Source organism: Cyclobacterium sp. 10D3-21 (assembly GCF_055809755.1).
Genome location: NZ_CM147924.1, coordinates 3,196,769 through 3,216,883 on the forward strand (window position 1 = coordinate 3,196,769; position 20,115 = coordinate 3,216,883).

Consider the following 20,115-nt stretch of genomic DNA (forward strand, 5'->3'; position numbering starts at 1 on the left):
TGATTATGATTGATTTATCAAATATTGCTATTATAGGAAGTGGTCCAACTTCACTCTATCTACTTCAAAATATTTGGACTCATATTGACGTATTTAAAAATAAAATTGGTAAAATATCAATTTTTGAAAAAGATAAAAATTTAGGATTTGGTATGCCGTATAATCCTTCTAATACAGATGTATTTAATATGGCAAATATTTCATCGGAAGAAATCCCAAAATTACAAGAATCTTTCGGTGATTGGCTTCGCAGGCAAAATAAAGAATTACTAACAAAATTCAATATAAGTGAATTTCCTATTGATGATTCTGAGGTATATAGTAGAATAGCTTTAGGATATTATTTTCATGAGCAGTTCAACCAATTATTAACTTCTATTAAAGCTACGGGGATCGAAGTCAATGAACATGGTGATGCTGAAGTGATAGACCTACTACAGAAGAAAAATGGGAGAATACTATTAACCGACAGTAAACATAAAAAACAGACATTCTCTACTGTCATCATTGCTAGCGGGCACCTTTGGAAAGAAAAAGATAAAATAAAAGCTGGATATTTTGCATCCCCTTGGCCAATTAGCAAGATTCTCCCTAAAGAGGATGTGTTTTATGATTTTCCCGTTGGTATCCTTGGCGCTTCCTTAAGCGCTTTTGATGTTGTGACCTCTCTATCACATCGGCACGGAGAGTTTGTATCTGTTGAAAATAAATTAAAATTTTTAAAGCATAAAGAGGCTTCAAATTTTAAAATAGTTCTACACTCCGCAGAAGGGTGGCTTCCACATTTACAATATGAACAACAAGAGCCATTGCGGGAGATTTATCGCCATTTTAGTAGGAGGCAATTATTGGATTTGATAGGTGATGAAGGATTTTTAAGAATTGAAGATTTTTTTGAAAAACTATGTCGACCCTCATTGATTGCTGCTTTCATTAAAGATAATTTATTGGATGTAGTTGAAAAACTTCAGCAGGAAGCCTTTAGCTTTAAAGATTTGGTCGCTCTAATGTCCGAAAAGCACGAATATGTTAATTCCTTTGAAGGAATGAAATCTGAAATGGTAAGGGCTAAAGATTCCATTAACCATAAAATCCCTATTTACTGGATGGAAACATTGGATGATTTAATGTATAGTTTAAATTACCATTCAGAGTTACTGCCAGCAGAAGATCATGTTTTTTTACACAAAGAGATCATGCCTTTTTTAATGAACGTTATTGCTGCTTTGCCATTACAATCTGCAGAGATATTCTTAGCCCTTTATGATGCTAAATGTATAGCATTAAAGGCAGGAAAGGTTATTTTCAATGACGACTCCTTTGAAAATGATAAAACCAAAATTACGGTTGAGTTTGAAAATGATAGAAAAGAGGAGATGGAGTACAATTTATTTATCAATTGTGGGGGACAAAAAAGCGTAGAATTAGAAAATTTTCCATTTCAATCATTGGTAAAACAAGGAAGCATACGAAGGGCAACCACTAATTTTGCTAATCAAATGAACACGGATCAATTATTCAAAGAGTTGGACGCTAGCAAAATTATGCTCGATGGTGATCGTACTCGCTTAATACTGTCGGGGATCGACATTGATTCAAGTTATAGGACCATTAATGAAAATGGCACACTTAACAGTTCTTTATATGATATCAATTTCACCCATACCAATGGTTTACGTCCCTATTCATATGGTCTTCAAGCCTGTAATGCCACAAGTTTAATTTTGGTTGAGTCATGGGTTTCCGAAATTTTAGAAGGTGAAAATATTAGCAACAAAATTGAAGACATTACTGCCCTTTACGAAGAAAATGAGGAATTGTAATTGAGTAAAATAAGAAAGTATTGTCTACTGATTCGATCCTTCATGGAAATTTTATTCAATAGGAATGGGCTTCAGCCCATTTAAAAATAGGGTAATAAAAACATGGCTTTAGCCAAAATTAATGAAGCACAAGGCTGATTTGATAATTAAGGTGACCCCAATTCAATTGGGATCATAGATTAGGAGGGAATTTTTGGCTTCGGCTCCGCTGGCTTCGACTCCGCTCAGCCACCCAAACGGCTTCGCTCAGTCGCCCAAATGGATCTGCTAAAACGGGTTCAATCTATTACTGATTCGATCCTTTATGGAAAATTATTCAATAGGAATGGGCTTCAGCCCATTTAAAAGTAGGGTATTAAAAACGTGGCTTTAGCCAAAATCAATGGGACTGGGATCATAAATTAGTAGGAAATTTTTGGCTTCGGCTCCGCTGACTTCGGCTCCGCTCAGCCACCCAAACGGCTCCGCTCAGTCACCCACGGCTCCCGATCTGGTCCAATTTTAGCAACGTGTAACTTAGACCTAAAATAGGAACAGATTAGCTAACTGCTCCCATTAATTTGGCTCTCTCATAAAAAATCTCAATAATTTTTAGTTTTAGTTAAACTTAATAGCTCATTCTTTCTATTTTTAAGAATGAAATCTTTTAGACCCGAAATAGCTACAATTACCAAAGCCTGGAAGGGTTTTGTATGACAAACGTCGGATTTAATGTGTAGCTTTTTAACAGACTCATGTTTTTACAACTTGTTTTTCACTTATAGTTTTTAATGGTGCTATTTCAAAATTCCGTACGCAATAAATACATCGCTTCACAGGACTATGCAGCCATGCAGGTAGCCTTTGAAGCGTATCGAAAGTATTTTCACAATCCACTAATCCATGCCAATATCAGGGCGGCCAAAGAGGAACAGTTTCAGGAAGGTTTTCTTCGAGAATTTTTTGTCAATATTCTCGGGTTGGCTGATCTAATTATTGAAGCAACGGATTCCAATCAAAAGGTAATTGCTTCATTTTTTAACCACGTCCAATCCACATTCTCCATATCCAAACCTTCCACCAAACTAAAAAACTGGTCTACCTTAGGTTTTAAATGGTTTTTAGGAGAGTTAAAGAAAGCCAAGGTCAAATTAAGCCTTGCGGAAGAAGCCGATTGGAAGGTCTATTTCAACGAACAAAAAGCTAGAGCCCGGGAGCTACAAAATGAAATCACCCGCATTGACCAGGAAATCGATCAGTTGGTGTATGAATTGTATGGATTAACGGATGAGGAGATTAAGATTGTGGAAGGGGGTGATGGGTGAACAATTATATAAAAGAAATAAGGGCTGTTTTAATTTTCTTAGGTGTAGGATCTCTGTTTTTTCTGCTCGTCTATTTAATTAATCGATTTGATCCTAAATTTGGATTTATAAAATATTTTGTACTATATATAGTTATTGTTGTAAGTTTGACATTGCTAGGTAAAGTGTTAAAAAATAATATTTTCAATAAAATTATAAATATTATTTCGTTTCCTGCTGGGATAATGCTTGTTTTAGGACTTCTAATTAGGCCCTTTCTAGAATTAATCTATAATGTTGTAATTTATTTTTTATTAATTATCAGTGTTTCATATTTTTTATTTTATTTATTACAATATTTTAATCTCATACAATCTTCTACATTAGTCATATATTTAAATTGGACATTCATTGTGTTCACTGCTGTTTTATTTAATTTTCAAATAAGAAGTCTAATTAATTATTTGTCTCCGAGTATTTCGGACAGTTCAGATACCATACTTAAAGCTAAAGAGAATTCCGATTACCTCCTTTCAGAAAACAACATTCGATTTATTATTTATGTGGTTTATTTTTTAGTCTTAATATATAATAATATTTCATCTTTCCAATTAGAGGTAAGTGACCAAGATATAGATAATAACAAAGCTATTTTACAATCTTTTGTCACTTTTATTGCATTTGAAAGAAGTCTATCATTACTAAAGACATTAAAATTTAAACCCTCTGATTTACTGAATAAAATTAACGATTCCATATCCAATCATCTCAAAGAACTGAATAAATGAAATTGAAATGTTTATTATCAGTATTTCATATCAAAATTAAACTTCCACATATCTAGATTTTATTTGAACCTTCCACCAAACTCAAAAACTGGTCAACCTTTGATTTTAAAGGGTTTTTAGTAGAACTAAAAAAAGCCAAGGTCAAATTAAGTCTATCGGAAGAAGCCGAATGGATGATTTATTTTAACGAACAAAAGGACAAAGCCCAAGAACTTCAAACAGAAATCAACCGCATTGACCGAGAAATCGATCAGCTGGTGTATCAATTGTATGGATTAACAGAAGAGGAGATTAAGATTGTGGAAGGGGGTGATGGGTGAAAAAAAGCAAATTATGAATAAAGAGGAAATGCTCAATTTCTTTCAAGAAGGTATTGTCAATGATCTAATGTTTGCTACAAGGCATTATTTTATTTGGAGAACTGTGGGAGAAAATTATTTGGACCTTAAAAAAGTTTCTAATAAAAATATCGATAGCATGTTTGGCCAATTGCAATCATCATCTTTTGATTTAGCTGTTTTAAGCCTTGCAAAAATATATGATGTTCACAACTATAAATATCCGGTAAGAAGTATTTTCAGCTTTTTGAGTAATGAGATGGTTAGCACTCAATATTTTCCGTTTTTATCTAAAGATTTTAGCGAATTTACTATATTAAAAGACCGTTTTAACATAAAATCAATCCCTCAGGATTTTAAGCTTCCGAATGATTTGTCTAATTTTTTTTTAGAGATTCTTTCTAAATCGCCTTTTGCCAAAAAAATAGAAAACCTAAAGTTTTTTCGAGATAAATTCATTGCTCACAATGAAGGTGGTGTAGATTTTAATCACTTAAATAATTTCTGGGAAGACTTTTTAGATTTGATTGATTTTGTTAAAATATTTATTTTTTTATATGGTTCGACTATCTTAAGCACCGAGTTTTCTCAGTTTAGAGTTTCTGATGATGAGCCAATTCATTTTTCTATAATTATGGAATTATATTGGTTGGTTAATGAGCTTGAAAAGGCAATTGGCACTGACAATTTTAAATATTGGTGGATTAAAAATCCCCATCAATCTTGATCTTACTGGTATAACATCCCTCAGCTCCTATACAGTTCAAATTACAAAAATCCCGAATTGCTCAAATATTTCGCCCCTGCAGGGCTTAGGTTGCAATACTGGTTTTCTACACAGGGCTTCACCCTGTGCTATTGTATTTGTCCCTTTCCTTTAGATTTGTAGGAGTTTGTGCTTTACCTCCTTGAATTTTTAGTTGAAAATGAACTTATAATCCTAGTATTTTTTCATTTTAGCCCTGAAAGGGCATAGTAACTTAGCACAGGGTGTCGGCCCTGTGGCAATAGGTAAATATTTAAATCCTGAGGAAAGGGTGGCATCCATTTTACATAAATCCCGAATTGTTTTGAGCCCTGTCGGGGCGGAATATTTTCTGCTCAGAGATAATAGGTCAGATTCATCGACCAAACCCGGTGAACCAACCGGTCGGCCCCATATAAAATTGGATTTAAATCACCATCCAATATCCAATGATCTTTAATCAAAGGTGCCAATCCATGATAATAACGGACATCTAATACAATATGGCTTCCCAGCCGATAGCCCAGACCCGCTAATGCTCCGGCGTCCCAATGGCGGAGATGCGGTATGTCATTTGGAGAACTATTGTTGGTATTTAACCTTTCACCTTTTAGCAGATAGCCAAACTTGCCACCTGCCTGGAGGAAAACATTTTTCCCAACTGGACTGAAACGAACCAGGACAGGAAGCGCGATGTAGTCAAAATGGGTAAGTAATTTGTTCGATTGGGACCCGTCTATACTGCTACCCTGTTTGCTGTAGACCAGTTCGCTTGCCAAGGAAAAATTTCCTGAAAGCGGTTTTGCAAATGCAAGCCCTGCATTGTACTTCCATATCCTATCAGTCAGGTTAATACTGTTTTTAAGCTGACCAGCGTTAACCCCGCCAGTAATTCCTACCCGGATACCGCTCTGTCCGTACCCGTCCCAGGAAGCACTCAAAAAAAGTACAACGGCAATAAAGGCAACAACCTTATTTGTGTATCTCATAATCAGGTTAATTAATGATGAAAGGGCAGTATTTTTTTGTTCGTTTTAATAACGATTATTTATTCTAAAATGATTTTTGCTTTTTGAATAGCAAGCTTTGATTTATTATCTGGTATGGTATGACGATAATAAACCCCTCGGAGTAAATCTGCTATTTAAAATTATCATGTTTAAATTAAATACGCAATCAAAATATTTTATTTAATAAAAAATTAGTCAAAAAAAATATAGATTAGTTTAATCGTTTTGCCTTAACAAATATGACTCCGATATCACAAGTTAGATTAACTTGCGGTGTACCTGAAAGGTTGAGGAATTCTCTTGAACCATCAATAATACTTTGTTGCCTTTCCTTCCATTCTGATAAATTTCCCTCGCTTTCTTAGTAAAAATTTCAACCCGGATTATGTAATAGAATTTGCGATGAGTGTTGCAATCGCAAGAAAATCAGGCTGTTTGGAGATTTTAGCTTAGCACCGCTATGGTGAAATTGAAAACAGCAACGAAGTGGCTGATTTTAAAGCGATTTCAGCACGTAATAGAATGTCTATTGCATATTTCGGGTTCAACAATTATTGCCTTTGGTTTACCTAAAACCCCCAATCTTACTATTTTTAGGAAAATGTTTCCTTTTAGCGATCCGTTTATCAGACTATTTAAATGGCCCTATTTCAAAATTTCGTGAACAAAAAATACATGGCCGACCAAGTGTATTTAGCAGCTATAGATTTTTGATCAATTGCCTACTGCTTTAGCTGTAGTCAACTGGTGCTTTTTCGGCATTCTTGGCTTTAGCCAACTCAAAATGGCTTCTATGGCCTTACCTTTTCACCATTTTTGCTAAAGCCGGGGGTTATGCGGAGTAAGGACTTGATATTTTCCTGAGCTGGCGTATGGATCGACGAATATATTTCGCCCCTGCCTTTTTTCCTCCCGGATGCTTCCTACCACCTACCTTTTGTTAGCCTGAGTGATGGAAGGAAATTCGGTGCTTAGGAAGGTAAAATTGAACATAAATTATTTTTTGGATAAACGCTTTATTTATGGTTAAATTGAAAAAAATATAAACCTACTATCGTGACCTTTTACCGCCAGCCGACCTTTATAATCGCATTGTCCATTTGCCTGTTCTTTTTGGTTTTGGCCTTTAGCTTCCCTGTGGGGATCAGGGAACAATTGGCAATTGCTTCCGCATCTACTTTAAGCTTATTTGGGAATTATTATTTGGTCTTAGGTCTATTTATGGTGTTGCTATTGATAGGAATCGCCATTTCTCCCTGGGGAAAAATTAAATTGGGTGAAGGTCCCGTTGCTTACAATTGGTTTTCCTGGGTAGCCATGCTTTATAGTACAGGCATGGGCGCGGGGCTAATGCTAAGGGCCGTACAGGAACCTGTCTATTATTTCATCAATCCACCTAGATCAACAGACTTATCAGGAGAGGTTTTCGCTTTGGAATACACGTTTTTTCATTGGGGCTTGACACCTTGGGCATTTTATGGGCTATTTGGCTTGATGATTGGCTACTTGGTTTATGGAAAGGGGAGAGCCATGTTAAGTTCCTCGCTTCTGGTAGGTAGATACAATAGGCCTTTATTGATTGTAATTGTAGATGTAATTACCATTATCAGTACCTTATTTGGTGTGGTAGGCGCTGTAGGATTAGGCAGTAGGCAATTACTGGTGGGTTTTCAAAAGCTATTTGTAGAGGTAGAAATCAGCTATTTCAACAATGCCTTGGTAGTACTACTGCTTGGCGGATTGGCTACGATTTCCGCATTTTCAGGGCTGAGTAAAGGAATTCAAAATTTATCCCGCTTTAATATAAGTGTGGCAATCTTCCTACTATTGGCCACCTTGTTTTCAGGTGATATTGTAGGAATTATGGGTAATTTTTTATCTTCTATAGCTGCCTATGCGTATGATTTTTTGCCCATGAGTATCAATTATGGAAGCAAAAGTGTTTCCCAGGAATTCTTAATGGATTGGACCTTTTTTTATTGGGCCTTCTGGCTTTCCTGGGCACCATTTACAGGGGTGTTTATTGCACGTATTTCAAAGGGTAGAACATTTAGGGCTTTTATATTTGGGGTCATTTTGGTGCCCTCACTAGGTACATTTCTCTGGTTCACAGTGTTTGGAACCTCGGTCTTTGAATTGATAGGAAACCCTGAAAACTACAGCGGTCAATACGATTCTTTGTATGGATCCATCTTTGTTTTCTTTGACAGCTTTTCATTTACTGCTGTTATGAAAATATTGGCTTTTATCTTGGTTTTTACCTTCCTGATTACCTCATTGGATTCTGCCATTTATGTTCTAGGCATGTTTGCAGACAGAGGGAATATGGAGCCGGATAAACAACATTTATTGGGTTGGGGTTTGATATTGTCCTTATTTACAATTGCAACCCTATTTATAGGAAAAGAAGAACTGTTACAGGCTGTTAGTCAACTGCTTATTTTGATTGCGTTGCCTTTTAGTTGGGTTTATCTTTTGATGATTGGTAGTTTTATATTTATCTTGATAAAAAGAAATAAGCATGATGCAATTTAATCTGAAAAATTGGTATTTAACCCTAAGTCTCCTTTTAGGGATTTTTCTATGCCTGTCATGTGAAAGCAATAAAAAATTGGCCAGTTTTGAAGGGGTGAAACACAAGGGAGTTTGTTGGGTGGGAAGTAGGATGCCACTCAAAGGAGGGGAATTACTTTCCTTGAGAAATCTAGGCATTAGTCACCTTTCCCAAACGCCTTTTGGCTGGCAAAAATCGATTGCTGAACCAGATTTAAGCTGGGAAAAACACCGCGATAAATCATGGTGGGGAGAAAGTAGCAATGGGTTAATATCGACTTCTGATACTGCGAATGCTCTGGGCCTTGTTAATATTTTAAAACCCCATATTTGGGTACGAGGATCCTGGCCTGGAGAAATAGCCATGACCAATGAAAAAGATTGGGACTTGTGGTTTGAAAATTACAAAGGCTTTATTCTTTACTATGCACGGATTGCTGAAAGACAAGGTATACCCATATTATGTATAGGAACAGAATTCGAAAAAGCCAGTCATAAAGAGAAGGAATGGCGGGATATTATTAAGGCCGTCAGAGAAGTATACAATGGAAAGCTTACCTATGCTGCCAATTTCACAGAATACCAAAAGGTTAATTTTTGGGATGCTTTGGATTATATTGGTATTCAGGCCTATTTTCCATTGGTAAAAGACGATAAAGTTCCTGATTTAGCCCAATTGATTGCTGGTTGGGAAAAGGTGATTCCAGAAATTGAAAAAACAAACAGGACCTACCAAAAGCCTGTTTTATTTACTGAAATAGGCTACTGCAATACCGAAGATGCTGCACAATCGCCTTGGGTATGGCCCAATGAAAGGCATGCTTCCAACCTTTCGGAAGAGGTTCAAGCCTTGTGTTATGAAGCCTTTTTTGAAGCTGTATGGGAGAAGCCTTGGATGCAAGGGGTGTATTTTTGGAAATGGTATCCTGAACCTTCAGGACGGGAGCCTGACTTTACCCCTCAAAATAAGATGGCCGAGAAAATAATGAAAAAGTATTTTCTTGATGACCTAAGTTCGATATAAATACTTATTGGTAAAATTAGGTTTATTTAGTCAAGCAATTTTCTCTCTAGAATAGACACAGAAAAAGCAGATTAGGTAAGTCCCCCTTTCTTAAAGGGGGAAAGGTGGATTTTTTCGCAACCGTAAATAATATTAACTTCGAAATAGTTTTTGCTATTCCCGTTAAAATCCCTCCCGACTTTGGCCGGGACAGGCTCTGCCTCTTTGATTAAGGGGTGTCACTGATAATGAGATTTGGGTTGATTACAAGATGGTTTGCTTCGGAACTGATTAGAACCCGGTTATTAACACTAATTCCTATTCGAACTCAGGTTAATACTATAAATTTTCTTTCTACAATAGGCTATAATGTATATAAATTATCTCTTTAATAATCAGTCAGCCATTTTTGCAGGAATAGAGGTTTTTCGATTGATGAAGCCATGGATGGAAACGATAACAACCAATACACCTACCATTACAACCGCTACAATACTGAGCGTATCATTTAATTCCCATTGCTTGACAGCAATTGCTGTTATGCCCCAAGCACCTACCAATGCAGCTTCCCGCATATTCCTATAATAGGTTAGTAGTGCATAGATAGAAGTGGCCACGATAAGAACCAAAGATGCCCAAGCCGTTTCTGTCCAAATGCCATCCAATATCCCTGTATTTTTAACTCCTACAGAAAGGGTCAAAACCGTAGCCAAAATGACCCAACCAATATAAAGGCAAATGGGCCACCAGACAAAAAAGATGGTTTTCAAAGGTGCATCATAGGTTTCCAATCTTAGTCTAATCACCAATTGGATCAATGAGAAGAGTAATACTAGAATCACCAATACAGACAGGAGTATTTGTTCATTGACCCAAACGTATATCCAAAGGGCATTGCTCAAATTGGCTACGATAAACCAAATACCTGAAGGGGATAATGATAGGTCGTTTTGATTTTTAAAATAACCAATCCATTGGTAAATCAAGTAAGCAATCAAAGCCAAATAGATCAAGCCCCAAATGGAGAAAGCGTACCCTGCCGGTGTAATCAAGGTGGTGAAATCGTCGCTGATGTCACCTACTGAATTACCAAAATAATCTCCGGAGCCTCCCAGGTAATTGATGAATAAAGTAAAAATAAAAGTGAGGGTATTGGTTAATAGAAGAGGTAGTGGTTTCATTTTGTTCTTGGGTTATGTTGTAAGGTTTATTATAGTTCAGATTTTTTGATAGCCCTATAGGTTCTTTTTCTAAACAAAGGAAGGCTCTTGGCATAATAAGCAGCTAAAAGGAGCACGCCTAAACTTCCAAATGCCAGTGTAAATGGAGCACCGATCCAGTCAGTTACAAATCCAATTACAAAGCTGCCCAAGGAAAGTGAACCCATAAACAGCATAATATAAAAGCTTAAGACCCTTCCCCTTTTCTCCTCAGGTGAAATGGATTGAATCAATGTATTGGACCCGGTAAATATGATTACCCTTCCCAGACCTGTAGCTAAAAGTGCTAGTAATGAGAGCCATAATATTGAACTGAAGGAAAACACTGCCAGTCCCAAACCAAATATTATGGTGCCTATAAGTATTAACTTATCCAATCCTAAAATGTTATTTTTTGTTCCAACAAAAAATGCACCTACCAAAGAACCCAGTCCAACAGCACTTGTCATGTACCCGAAAATCACCGCATCACCATCAAATATCTCTGCAGCATAGACGGGTAGAATGACCATATAGGACATGCCAATTAAGGTGATGGCAGCAACAAACAACATTATAAAACGCAGGTGTTTTGTTTTAAATGCAAACCTTGCTCCTTCTGCAAAAGCATTTTTGAAATTTTGTTTTGGGGAATCTTTTGCCGCAGGCCGGTACTTGATAAAAGCAAAAAACACAACCACACTAAAACTTGCAATTGCGTAAAGGAGCAAACAATAACCTTCACCTATTATTGGTATTAGAATACCGGCAATGGCGGGGCCTACGATTCGAGCGGTATTGAAAAGTGAAGAGTTCAAGGCAATGGCATTGGTCAGGTAGGCCTTGTCTTCTACTAAATCGTTTACAAAAGCATGCCTTGAAGGCATTTCTAACCCACTCACCAGCCCAAAAATAATTTCTAAGCTGAGTATTAGGTTGAAATTTATATTGCCTGAAATGGTGAAAATCGCCAAAGCAGTGGCATTGATGGCAATAACCGTTTGGCAGACCATCAATAATTTGTGCTTGTTATATTTGTCCGCAAAAACCCCTGCAAAGATTGATACAAGGAAAGCTGAAATCTCCCTTGAAAAAGACACGACCCCCAAAAGTAGGGCAGAGCCGGTAAGGCTATACACCAACCAGCCAACTACCACCTGCTTCATCATATTTCCCAGGTTAGAAAATGCCTGTCCGGTAAAGAAATACCGGTAATTTGATGAAGACAGAGATTTGAAAATTAACATTGCTAGGGATGAAAAAATTAGTATTCTGCAAACAAGGCAAGTTCTGTCCTTGATCTTTTACAATCAAAAAAAGGCTTGTTTGGTTTCATCCATAGCAATATTGTTAAATGCTTTTTACGAAATCCTCCCATTTCCCAAAAGGTTCCGCTTTCATGACTCGTGGAAATTTGACTTGCCCACCCTTCTTTTTCTGCTTTTCATTGTAGGCAATGAAAGTAGAAACAGGCACAATTTTCACATCAATGCTTTTTAAAGCTTTGTTTCTGGCTACATTGTAATTCTTATTGTTCTCTCTAAGGAAAGCATCCAGAAAATCTTTAACAGCAGCTGCATCGGCATTTCCTGAGTCTTTACCCAAGTACCAACGGTGAAGGTATTCGTCATTTTCTTCAATAGCCGCCACGGTATATTCAGGAATGGTCAGGTTGAATTTTTCCTGTAAGGCTTCAATTGCCTTGTCCATTTGGTGAACGCCCAATTGGCTTCCTACTACATTGAGAAAAAACTTGGTTCTCCCTGTTATGCGTATTTCTGCACGCTCCTTATTGGTAAATGCTATCGTATCTCCAATCATGTACCGCCAGGTACCAGAAACTGTAGATATCATCAATATGTAATCTCTGTTTTCTTCTACTTCAGCAATCCCCAATGCTTTGGCATCGGCTTTCACAGCCCCATTTTCATCTATGTTTTCAGGCTCAAAAGGCACAAATTCAAAGTACACACCATTGTCTAAAACCAAAGCCATTGCATCTGTATCGGGACGGTTCTGAAAAGCCAGAAAACCTTCCGAAGCAAGGTAGGTATCTATATAGATCAATGGGTGGGCAAGATTTTTCTCAAAGCTTTTTCTGTGAGGCTCAAAGGCTACACCACCAGGAGTATAAACGGATAAATTTGGCCAGATATCATGAATAGAGGAGGCTCCATGATAGGAAATCACTCTTTTCATCATCAATTCTATCCATGATGGAATACCAGAAATACTTCCAATGTCCCAATCTTTGGCATTTTTTGCAATTTCTTCGATTCTTTCATCCCAGTCTTCAATGGCTGATATTTCGGGCCCTGGTTTATAGAAGCTTTGAAACCAGAAGGGGATTTGATTGGCGCTGATACCACTTATTTCGCCTTGTAAAAAACCATTTTTCTCCTTAAGTGCCGTGGAGCTTCCCAACATCATGATTTGTCGCTCAAAAAAGTCAGGAGGTAGATCATATTTAGATAAACTTACTACCTGTTGGATTCCCGTTTTTCTTATAGCATCTATCATCTCTTCAGTTACAGGGATGTACTTGCTATTGCTAGTGGTCCCTGAACTTACCGCAAAGTATTTATTGATGCCAGGCCATGTGATGTCTTCATGCCCTTCTCTTATTTTTTTCCACCATTCACTATAGATTTTATCATAGTCATGGTAGGGGACTTTTTCTTGGAAAGCTTTAGTTGTATTCTTTGAATTTAAAATATTTTTAAATCCATAATACTTTCCGAAAGCGGTGTCTTTCGCCGTTTCTAAAAGGTGATTCAATACTTTTGCTTGGTCTTTTTCAGGGCTGTTTTCAGAATTTAATTTACCGCCAAGTTCAATGGCTTTCTTTATTAATTCACCAATTACGGGCATAAGCAATGCTATTATTTGTGGTCGATTTATTTTTTTAATCTGAAGCAATTATCAGACCATTAAAAAATAAAAGTTTAAGTTGTTGCAATTTAGTCTTTTAAAAAAAGTTTATTTAAGTTTACAGAATGTAATAGTCAATAATGATTGATTATAACATCGTTTTTATTGGTTTCAGGGACTTTAAAGTCATTGTAAAACCAACTTTTTAAACCTTCAAACAGCGGGTTTAACTTTTGTTTCAGATTAAAATAGTTTAGTTTGGATATGGATTTATTCTAAAATTGGATTGGATTAAAGCGGTAATTTATTTTAAATTTTTACCCAATCCCTTTTGTCTTTTTAAGTGATAAATTCAAATAATTTTAATTGTTACTGGTTTCAAAGAATTGTTTTTTATTTGAATGTGGACTTTAATCTAAATAGAGTTTTTTAGATAATGACAGTATTTGAAATGAATGTAACCCAAAATAACATTGCTTTTTTAAAATTCGGGTTTAGTCTCAACATTATTGTTTAAAATTTAATTATGAAATCTTCATTAGATATTTCATTTGGCGCCATAAGTAATGCGATGCATGGTTTTAATTTCCCTGAAATTGATTTGGTTTTAGGCATTTCTGAGGGAGCCAAAGCACCTGCAGCAATGATTGCCCACCAGTTAGGCGTTGAATTAAAATTAATAATTGTAGGTAAGAAAAATAATCAAGGAAAATTTTCTGTTTCTATAGCCGAAATTGAACACAGCGAGGAATGGGATTTTTTCGGTCATCACCGAATTTTAATTGTGGATGATATTTCTATTACGGGCAATACGATTCAATTTATTAAAGAGAATGTCAAAGCGGATGATGTATACAGTCTGGTTCTTTTTGGTGAAGCAGACTATGTACTATTCCCCAAAGTGAAATCTATGGTAAGGTTGCCCTGGATTCCTGAAGAAAAATGAAAGGTTATATTAAATGAGATATTGGATGCCTAATAAATAAGCTAGGAGCTGCATTATAGGGCCAACTGTACTTTAAAGCAGTTCCGTTCCCAAGTCATAAATATTTCGTACCTCTTTTAAAATTTGATTGACATCTATATTTAAGTCAATCAAATTTCCTGTTTTGATATCAAAAACAACTCCGTGGATTATTGGGCCACCATTTTTGAGAAAGCTTTTTTGCCAAACAGCCATTTTCACCACATTTATACATTGCTCCTGAACATTCAACTCAACAAGTCTATTGTATCTTTCCCTCTCATCGGCAATTAAATTTAGCTCTTGAAAATGTAAACGGTAAACATCTCGGATGTTTCTAAGCCATGGGTTCAATATTCCAAGATCTTTTGATTCCAAAGCGGCGGCAATTCCCCCACATAGGTAATGGCCACAAACAATAATGTGCTTTACTTCTAAATGACCTACGGCATATTCTATAACTGATGCTGAATTGTTGTCATTGTTTGGTACCAAATTGGCAATGTTTCTGTGTACAAAAACTTCTCCTGCACCAGCTCCCAAAAGTTCCTCAGCAGTCACCCTACTGTCACTACAGCCAATAAAAAGGTGCTTTGGTTTTTGACCTTTGGAAAGCTTTTCAAAAAAGTCTTTGTCCTGCCCCAACTTTTTTTGAACCCAAACCCTGTTATTCTCTAATAGTCGCTTGTACTCCATAGTGTTACCTTATATTAGTTTACATCACAACCTTAGTGAATGATTGAACGCCAGGTTCAAAGCCTTCAAATATACTTTTAATCTTTGTGGGTGCAAACTACTGCCTGCAAATTGCTATTGTGGGCTGTGAATTTATGAATATATAATTTCACCCTAATACCATATAAAAAACAACCTAAACCATGGTTTGACAAGTCAATTTACAAAACTTTTTATCGGCCTGATCGGGGTAGGGGAAGCGGAACAAAATCTGTTTCACCAGGTACCTTCGGGAATTTTTGTTCAGCCCATTTTGATTTGGCCAACTTGATCAAATCTTTGTCAGAAGAAATAAAATTCCATTCAATAAAACGTTCTTCAGGAAAGGGCTCACCACCAAAAAGATAAATTGTAGCATTTTCCTCTATGGTAAATGTGCACAGTTTACTGTCCTTCGCTATCAATAGTTGTTTGGGGCCGTAAGTGTTCCCTTCAGCGCTAATCTCACCACTTAAGATATATAGGGCACTTTCGCCAAACAAATTATCACCCAGCATTAATTCTGTTTTATTTGTGCTCATTATCTCTAAAAAGTACAGTTCACTATATATGGGTACAGGTGATTCCTTACCAAATGCCTTGCCGGCAATTAATTTCATTTTAACGCCATCTTGTTCCCATTCTGGGAGGTCTTCAGCAGAAATATGCGCAAATGATGGTTCTATTTCCTCCAACTCTTTTGGAAGTGCAACCCATATTTGCAATCCATGTAGCTTTTTGTCCGATTTCCTAAGGTAATCGGGTGTTCTTTCGGAGTGGACAACACCCTTGCCGGCTGTCATCAAGTTCACTGCTCCAGGTTTAATCTCTACAGAGGTACCTAAACTGTCTTTATGCAAAATTGATCCTTCAAATAAATAGGTAAGGGTGGAAAGGCCGATGTGCGGATGAGGAGGTACATCAAGGTTTTGACTTTCATTTAATTTGGCGGGCCCCATATGGTCTATGAAAACAAATGGGCCAACAGCTCTTTTTTGTGCAAAAGGCAATAACCTTCCTACCAAAAATTTACCGATAGATGCTGCCCTTTCCTCAATAATCAAAGATAGGTTTGACATATTATTTAAGACTTAAAGTTTGTGCAAACAAATTTAGATCAAATCTCTTTCGCTTTGGTTGTACCAATTTCGGTTAATTTTTAAACCTAAAAGCATTAGAAAGATACAAATTAAAGCGATGCTTAAAGCAGTAAATGAGTAAATGAACCAAAAAATAAAAAGATAATAAATAGGGATTCCCACTAAACCCAGGCAAAACTTGACCGTACCGTAAAATACGGTGTCCTTTATCCTTGGTTTAATTGATCTCCACAGAATCCAAAGCGGAAAATGCAAAGCCTTAAATAGCCAATTCTTCCACCTTGGATGGTGTTTCTTAGACTCGTCTGGAACCGATAAAGTGGAAGTTTCAACTTCCCATCGACTGGTGGTGAGGTCCTTATTGGATCGAAGGAGCGATTTAAGGGATTCATTATAAGTACCCTCTGGAAGGTGTAAGGTCAAAGATTGTAACTCCTTTTCTACCTTTCTAAGCAATGTTTTTTCCTGGCCAATATACTGTTTAGCAGAGATGGGTTTTCCAATGTCCAGTAACACTTTGGAGCCAGATTTTTGGTGTGCCTGGTAATTAATGCCAATTGGGAGTATTTTTAAATCCATTTGCGGCTCATTCTGCAAAGCAAGGGAAACAATCCTAATAAACCCTTTGCTTAAGGGTCTTACCTGACGTCTGAGGCTGTGGTTGCCTTCTGGGAACACAAGTATTTTTCCATTATTTTTTAATACAGATTCACAAAAGGAAAAACTCGTTTTATTTCCAGGAATACTACCAAAACCATCTCTGATTCTATATACTGGCACCATTCGAATGAAAGTCAGGATTTTAGCAATGACAGGATTTTTAAATACGGAGGCTCTTGATAAAAAATGGGGTTTTAAATTGATAAAGGTTGCAATCAACAAAGGATCCAATAAAGCGTTTTGGTGGTTGGCTACAATTATGATTGGGTCATCCTTATAGGCCTTCCACTTTCCTTTCACATTAATTTCAGAAAAGTAAAACCACAGGGCAGTTTTCACCAATCGATTTAAAAGGTTATTAAACAATCTTTGCCACATAGCTGTATTTTTTCCATAGTGTAGCAATTGTGAGTCCTGAAACTATGTGCCAAATGCCCCACCATCCTGCAATGATGGACATGCCTCCTAGTCCATCGAAGTAATTAAAAATTAAAACAAGTGCCAATCCTGAATTTTGAATGCCTGTTTCGATGGTAATGGTTTTGGTGTCTTCAAGATTTAGTCCGAAAATTTTTGACAAACTGTATCCTGAACCTAAAGCAACAAGATTATGCATTAGAACCAGCCCAAAAATCCATCCAATGACCTTAATAAAGAGATCAAAATTGCTAAAGAAGGCAACAATTACAATGCTTATAAATATGACAACACTAATGGGTTTGAGGATTGAAGCCATTTTATGGGCTATTTTTGGATTTTTTTGATTGATATAAATCCCTAGTATTAATGGAATACCTAAGATTAATGCCACTGTTTCAAACACATCCCCATAATCAAGACTAATACTTTTTAGTAATAGGGCAGTAGGTGCATACATTCCAGACCATAAAGCAAAGTTAAATGGGGTAAGTAAAATAGAACTTAAAGTAGCAAAAGCCGTAAGACTTACAGACAGTGCAGCGTTGCCTTTTGCATAGTTGGTCAAAAAATTTGAAATGTTTCCTCCGGGACATGCTGCCACCAAAAACATTCCCAAGGCAACACTGGGAGTGGGTTTGATTAATAGAACCAGAAGAAAGGTTAAGAATGGTAGTAAAAGAAATTGGGAGACAATGCCTAAAAAAAAGGATTTGGGTTTTGTCCATATATAGTTGAAATCAGAAAGTTTGATTTCTAGTGCAACTCCAAACATGATCACGGCCAAGGACACATTCATTAGTAATAAAGAATCTTCCCCAAAATTGATCTGCATTTGATCTAATTCTTCCATATAGTTATTGATGTGAAGGCCAAAATTAAGATAAATTTTCAGAACGGTAGTTTTGTTGAATAAATGTTAAGTTTTTACAACTATTCAAAAACAAAATTTCAATGATAAATTTAATTTTTATAAATTTGACCATTGAAAATTTCGGAAGGAAAGATCAAATAGCCCATTTGGCTAATTTTGAATTGTTCAGCACTAGAACTTCATTTTATTTCCAAAGCGGTGAACAGCAATAAAAAGTAATCTTTTAAACCATAGAATAGACAATAAACATTATGGAAAAAATTAAAGTAGGTATCAATGGATTCGGTAGGATAGGAAGACTCGTTTTCCGTGCTGCTCAAGAAAGAGAAGATATTCAAATAGTAGGTATCAATGATTTAATAGATGTTGATTACATGGCCTACATGTTGAAATATGACTCTACCCATGGCCAGTTCAAAGGTGATGTACAAGTGAAAGATGGACAATTAATTGTGAATGGAAACGCCATCAGAGTAACAGCCGAAAGAAACCCTGCTGATTTGAAATGGTCTGACGTAGGTGCAGAAATTATTGTAGAATCTACAGGTTTATTTTTGACTAAAGAAAAAGCGCAAGGTCATATTGATGCAGGTGCTAAAAAAGTAGTAATGTCAGCTCCTTCAAAAGACGACACGCCTATGATAGTAATGGGTGTAAACGAAGGTACTTATACTTCTGACATGGTATTTGTTTCCAATGCATCTTGTACTACTAACTGCCTTGCTCCTCTAGCGAAGGTTGTCAATGACAACTGGGGTATTGTAGAAGGTCTAATGACTACGGTACATGCGACTACTGCTACTCAAAAAACTGTTGACGGACCTTCTATGAAGGACTGGAGAGGCGGAAGAGGAGCTGGACAAAACATCATCCCTTCTTCAACTGGTGCTGCTAAAGCTGTAGGTAAAGTAATTCCTGAATTGAACGGGAAACTAACTGGTATGTCTTTCAGAGTACCAACTCCTGATGTATCTGTAGTAGATCTTACTGTAAGATTGGCTAAAGGTGCTACTTACGAAGAGATTTGTGCCAAAATGAAGGAAGCTGCTGAAGGTGACCTAAAAGGAATCATGGGTTACACTGAAGATGCAGTTGTTTCCAATGATTTCATCGGAGATCCAAGAACTTCTATATTTGATGCAGGAGCTGGAATTCAGTTAAACGACAATTTTGTGAAATTAGTAGCTTGGTATGACAACGAATGGGGTTACTCTAACAAAGTAGTAGACTTGTTGCAATACATTGCAAAAAAATAACAAGCCTTAGGCTTTTGAATTTATTTAATAGGGTTGGGGATTTTCCAACCCTATTTTCGTTTTATGCTATTTTCATAAGTGGTTACCCACTCTTCCATACTCACTTTTGCTATTAGTTCGCCAATTAAAGCGAAGGGTATTTCGTCCAATTTTTTGAATCGAATACAGCTTTTACCAATATCCAGTTTGGCGGTGCTGTGTTTAGGGTATTCTTGTTTAAACCAATTCATTAACGCATCATTGGCATAGAGGCATAAATGATAGATGGCCAGGTAATTCTTTTGATTGGCAATATTCACAAAGGGTAGGGGCAATTTAGGATTACAATGGTAACCTGCCGGGTACCGCTCATGAGGAACTACATAGCCAATCATGCCATAGCTCATGGTTTCTTCAAAACCTTCAGGAAGTTGGGAGAGAATCGTGTCCCTCAGTTGAAAAAAAGCATCCTTTCTTTCCTCTGGGATTTCTTCAAGATAGGCTTCCACCGATTGTGCTTTACTGTTCATTTCAAGGC

Annotated in this window: 17 protein-coding genes; 8 read left to right on the forward strand and 9 right to left on the reverse strand. The window is 36.7% G+C overall.

Translation table 11 applies throughout. The features are described 5' to 3' along the window. Window positions 1–5: 5 nt before the first annotated feature. From AC0L7T_RS12695 to AC0L7T_RS12710, 4 genes are all read left to right on the forward strand, one after another. Window positions 6–1,823: an FAD/NAD(P)-binding protein gene (locus AC0L7T_RS12695; protein ID WP_473343020.1), complete on the forward strand. Its 1,818-nt coding sequence runs from the start codon at window positions 6–8 to the stop codon at window positions 1,821–1,823. A 770-nt stretch (window positions 1,824–2,593) separates the two neighbouring features. Continuing rightward, window positions 2,594–3,127 (forward strand): hypothetical protein, encoded by a 534-nt coding sequence (locus AC0L7T_RS12700; RefSeq protein ID WP_473343021.1) that lies wholly within the window; start codon window positions 2,594–2,596, stop codon window positions 3,125–3,127. Between the two features lie 940 nt (window positions 3,128–4,067). Further along, complete coding sequence (locus AC0L7T_RS12705; protein WP_473343023.1) at window positions 4,068–4,214, forward strand: hypothetical protein; 147 nt, start codon at window positions 4,068–4,070, stop codon at window positions 4,212–4,214. Between the two features lie 13 nt (window positions 4,215–4,227). Then, window positions 4,228–4,959 (forward strand): hypothetical protein, encoded by a 732-nt coding sequence (locus AC0L7T_RS12710; RefSeq protein ID WP_473343024.1) that lies wholly within the window; start codon window positions 4,228–4,230, stop codon window positions 4,957–4,959. A gap of 374 nt (window positions 4,960–5,333) precedes the next feature. Here the strand turns inward: AC0L7T_RS12710 and AC0L7T_RS12715 are convergent, their stop codons facing one another. Continuing rightward, window positions 5,334–5,966 carry a porin family protein gene (locus tag AC0L7T_RS12715; RefSeq protein ID WP_473343025.1) on the reverse strand — a complete coding sequence of 211 codons (633 nt, stop codon included), beginning with the start codon at window positions 5,964–5,966 and terminating at the stop codon, window positions 5,334–5,336. Window positions 5,967–7,043: 1,077 nt separating this feature from the next. On the opposite strand from AC0L7T_RS12715, the gene AC0L7T_RS12720 reads away from it, so the two are divergent. Continuing rightward, a complete protein-coding gene (locus tag AC0L7T_RS12720) occupies window positions 7,044–8,522 on the forward strand; it encodes a BCCT family transporter (RefSeq protein WP_473343026.1) in 1,479 nt (492 codons plus the stop codon). After that, complete coding sequence (locus AC0L7T_RS12725) at window positions 8,509–9,564, forward strand: glycoside hydrolase family 113 (protein WP_473343027.1); 1,056 nt, start codon at window positions 8,509–8,511, stop codon at window positions 9,562–9,564. The genes AC0L7T_RS12720 and AC0L7T_RS12725 overlap by 14 nt, the downstream gene beginning before the upstream one ends. 374 nt (window positions 9,565–9,938) lie before the next feature. On the opposite strand, the gene AC0L7T_RS12730 is transcribed toward AC0L7T_RS12725, so the two are convergent. The 3 genes from AC0L7T_RS12730 to AC0L7T_RS12740 all read right to left on the reverse strand — a co-directional run bounded on the left by AC0L7T_RS12730 (window position 9,939) and on the right by AC0L7T_RS12740 (window position 13,613). Continuing rightward, window positions 9,939–10,724 carry a hypothetical protein gene (locus tag AC0L7T_RS12730; protein WP_473343028.1) on the reverse strand — a complete coding sequence of 262 codons (786 nt, stop codon included), beginning with the start codon at window positions 10,722–10,724 and terminating at the stop codon, window positions 9,939–9,941. Window positions 10,725–10,753: 29 nt separating this feature from the next. Beyond that, window positions 10,754–11,989: an MFS transporter gene (locus AC0L7T_RS12735; protein WP_473343029.1), complete on the reverse strand. Its 1,236-nt coding sequence runs from the start codon at window positions 11,987–11,989 to the stop codon at window positions 10,754–10,756. Window positions 11,990–12,092: 103 nt separating this feature from the next. Continuing rightward, entirely contained in the window at window positions 12,093–13,613 is a 1,521-nt protein-coding gene (locus tag AC0L7T_RS12740; RefSeq protein WP_473343032.1) for a GH3 family acyl-acid amido synthetase, read from the reverse strand. 526 nt (window positions 13,614–14,139) lie between these two features. Between AC0L7T_RS12740 and AC0L7T_RS12745 the strand changes: the two genes are divergently transcribed. Then, a complete protein-coding gene (locus AC0L7T_RS12745; RefSeq protein ID WP_473343034.1) occupies window positions 14,140–14,559 on the forward strand; it encodes a phosphoribosyltransferase in 420 nt (139 codons plus the stop codon). A 72-nt stretch (window positions 14,560–14,631) separates the two neighbouring features. Here AC0L7T_RS12745 and AC0L7T_RS12750 read toward each other — a convergent pair whose 3' ends face one another. The 4 genes from AC0L7T_RS12750 to AC0L7T_RS12765 all read right to left on the reverse strand — a co-directional run bounded on the left by AC0L7T_RS12750 (window position 14,632) and on the right by AC0L7T_RS12765 (window position 18,321). Next, window positions 14,632–15,273 (reverse strand): carbonic anhydrase, encoded by a 642-nt coding sequence (locus tag AC0L7T_RS12750; RefSeq protein WP_473343035.1) that lies wholly within the window; start codon window positions 15,271–15,273, stop codon window positions 14,632–14,634. Window positions 15,274–15,485: 212 nt separating this feature from the next. Next, window positions 15,486–16,370, reverse strand: a complete 885-nt coding sequence (locus AC0L7T_RS12755) for a pirin family protein (protein WP_473343037.1) — start codon at window positions 16,368–16,370, stop codon at window positions 15,486–15,488. A 33-nt stretch (window positions 16,371–16,403) separates the two neighbouring features. Next, the gene (locus tag AC0L7T_RS12760; RefSeq protein WP_473343039.1) at window positions 16,404–17,429 is read right to left on the reverse strand and encodes a 1-acyl-sn-glycerol-3-phosphate acyltransferase; all 1,026 of its coding nucleotides are present in this window, start codon (window positions 17,427–17,429) and stop codon (window positions 16,404–16,406) included. Beyond that, window positions 17,410–18,321, reverse strand: a complete 912-nt coding sequence (locus AC0L7T_RS12765; RefSeq protein ID WP_473343040.1) for a bile acid:sodium symporter family protein — start codon at window positions 18,319–18,321, stop codon at window positions 17,410–17,412. Before AC0L7T_RS12765 ends, AC0L7T_RS12760 begins: the two co-directional genes overlap by 20 nt. A 272-nt stretch (window positions 18,322–18,593) precedes the next feature. Here AC0L7T_RS12765 and gap point away from each other — a divergent pair, with 272 nt between their 5' ends. Further along, window positions 18,594–19,598, forward strand: a complete 1,005-nt coding sequence (gene gap / locus AC0L7T_RS12770) for a type I glyceraldehyde-3-phosphate dehydrogenase (protein WP_473343041.1) — start codon at window positions 18,594–18,596, stop codon at window positions 19,596–19,598. A 50-nt stretch (window positions 19,599–19,648) separates the two neighbouring features. On the opposite strand, the gene AC0L7T_RS12775 is transcribed toward gap, so the two are convergent. Further along, window positions 19,649–20,107: a DUF1801 domain-containing protein gene (locus AC0L7T_RS12775; RefSeq protein WP_473343042.1), complete on the reverse strand. Its 459-nt coding sequence runs from the start codon at window positions 20,105–20,107 to the stop codon at window positions 19,649–19,651. Window positions 20,108–20,115: the final 8 nt, after the last annotated feature.

What these genes read in the sequence shown, in the direction of transcription:
- AC0L7T_RS12750 (WP_473343035.1), bottom strand. Translation starts at nt 15,273, where the DNA reads ATGGAGTACAAGCGACTATTAGAGAATAACAGGGTTTGGGTTCAAAAA.
- AC0L7T_RS12760 (WP_473343039.1), bottom strand. Translation starts at nt 17,429, where the DNA reads ATGTGGCAAAGATTGTTTAATAACCTTTTAAATCGATTGGTGAAAACT.
- AC0L7T_RS12715 (WP_473343025.1), bottom strand. Translation starts at nt 5,966, where the DNA reads ATGAGATACACAAATAAGGTTGTTGCCTTTATTGCCGTTGTACTTTTT.
- AC0L7T_RS12775 (WP_473343042.1), bottom strand. Translation starts at nt 20,107, where the DNA reads ATGAACAGTAAAGCACAATCGGTGGAAGCCTATCTTGAAGAAATCCCA.
- AC0L7T_RS12725 (WP_473343027.1), top strand. Translation starts at nt 8,509, where the DNA reads ATGATGCAATTTAATCTGAAAAATTGGTATTTAACCCTAAGTCTCCTT.
- AC0L7T_RS12710 (WP_473343024.1), top strand. Translation starts at nt 4,228, where the DNA reads ATGAATAAAGAGGAAATGCTCAATTTCTTTCAAGAAGGTATTGTCAAT.
- gap (WP_473343041.1), top strand. Translation starts at nt 18,594, where the DNA reads ATGGAAAAAATTAAAGTAGGTATCAATGGATTCGGTAGGATAGGAAGA.
- AC0L7T_RS12705 (WP_473343023.1), top strand. Translation starts at nt 4,068, where the DNA reads ATGATTTATTTTAACGAACAAAAGGACAAAGCCCAAGAACTTCAAACA.
- AC0L7T_RS12755 (WP_473343037.1), bottom strand. Translation starts at nt 16,370, where the DNA reads ATGTCAAACCTATCTTTGATTATTGAGGAAAGGGCAGCATCTATCGGT.
- AC0L7T_RS12695 (WP_473343020.1), top strand. Translation starts at nt 6, where the DNA reads ATGATTGATTTATCAAATATTGCTATTATAGGAAGTGGTCCAACTTCA.
- AC0L7T_RS12765 (WP_473343040.1), bottom strand. Translation starts at nt 18,321, where the DNA reads ATGGAAGAATTAGATCAAATGCAGATCAATTTTGGGGAAGATTCTTTA.
- AC0L7T_RS12700 (WP_473343021.1), top strand. Translation starts at nt 2,594, where the DNA reads ATGGTGCTATTTCAAAATTCCGTACGCAATAAATACATCGCTTCACAG.
- AC0L7T_RS12745 (WP_473343034.1), top strand. Translation starts at nt 14,140, where the DNA reads ATGAAATCTTCATTAGATATTTCATTTGGCGCCATAAGTAATGCGATG.
- AC0L7T_RS12740 (WP_473343032.1), bottom strand. Translation starts at nt 13,613, where the DNA reads ATGCCCGTAATTGGTGAATTAATAAAGAAAGCCATTGAACTTGGCGGT.
- AC0L7T_RS12735 (WP_473343029.1), bottom strand. Translation starts at nt 11,989, where the DNA reads ATGTTAATTTTCAAATCTCTGTCTTCATCAAATTACCGGTATTTCTTT.
- AC0L7T_RS12730 (WP_473343028.1), bottom strand. Translation starts at nt 10,724, where the DNA reads ATGAAACCACTACCTCTTCTATTAACCAATACCCTCACTTTTATTTTT.